Raw genomic sequence first — 1,138 nt, forward strand, 5'->3', positions numbered from 1 at the left:
CGCTTCCTCCCCATGCCGCTGCCACCGCCCCAGCCCCTTGGCGCGCAGGGCCAGCCAGCCGCGAAACGCGGCTCCCCTGAGGCCGCGCGTCGATTGTTCGCCATGTCGCAGCCGATCGCCGGCACGCTGGCCGAACGCTATCTCGCCGGTCGCGACATTCTGCTCTCCTGGCATGAGCACGCGCTGCGCTTCCATCCCGGCTGCTACTACAGGGATCTCGTGACGGGCGAGACGCAGACTCTTCCTGCTCTGATTGCCGCTGTGACCAACCTCAACGGGCAGATCACCGGCCTACAACGCACCTGGCTTGATCCTTCGGGTCAGGGCAAGGCGCAACTCGCGGATCCACGCCGCTCGCTGGGGGATCTCCTTGGCAACGGCATCTGGCTAGGCCACCAGCCCGGTGCAGCAGTCCCGGTCATGGCCGCCGGCGAGGGCTTCGAGACGATGGCGTCGCTCAGGACTATGATGCCGGTGCTGCCGGTGGCCGCCGCCACCTCGGCCAATCACCTTGCCGGCCTGAGGCTTCCGCCCGGCTGCCGCCGGCTCTACATCGCAGCCGATGCCGACGCCGCCGGCCGGCACGGCATCGAACGTCTCAGCCAACGCGCCGGCGAGGCCGGGATCCTCGCCTTGGTGTTGCGGCCGCAGCTCGGCGATTTCAACGACGATCTGCGTCATCTCGGCCCGGCCCATCTCGCCGCATGGCTCAGCGGTCAGTTCGTCCCAGAGGATGCCCGTCTCTTCCTGCCGCCCGGATAAACGGGTCAGGCCGGCAGGCAGGCCGGCGCGGCGTCGCCGGGCAACTGCAGGCATGGCGGCGGTCCACCGGAGAGGCCGCGCCCTCGGCCTGCCCGAGAGGCGACCCCTGCCACCCCCCGGTCACGGCCGCAACGGCTGCGCCGTCCTTCGCTCGCGCTCCGGCCTTCGGTGCGGCCGCGTCCGGGGCGCGGCCGGGATGCGCTGTCAGGCCGCGATAGGCGCGGCCACAACCGACGGAGACACGCCATGACCTACGAGCTTCCTTTCGACGACGGCTACGAGCCCTACCACGCCTCCTCGCCGACCGATCGCGTCATCCTCGAACTGCAGATGTACGGCCATCGCCCGCATCAGGACGAACCTGATCCTCGGCCCC

General features: G+C 70.2%; 1 protein-coding gene. It reads left to right on the plus strand.

What is annotated here, in order from left to right:
• A partial coding sequence (locus EOA13_RS37195; RefSeq protein WP_127298052.1) for a toprim domain-containing protein occupies positions 1-762 on the plus strand: 762 nt, incomplete at its 5' end.
• Positions 763-1,138 lie beyond the last annotated feature (376 nt).

The organism is Mesorhizobium sp. M7A.F.Ca.US.011.01.1.1, from assembly GCF_003998295.1.
In the GTDB taxonomy this organism is placed as follows: Bacteria; Pseudomonadota; Alphaproteobacteria; order Rhizobiales; family Rhizobiaceae; genus Mesorhizobium.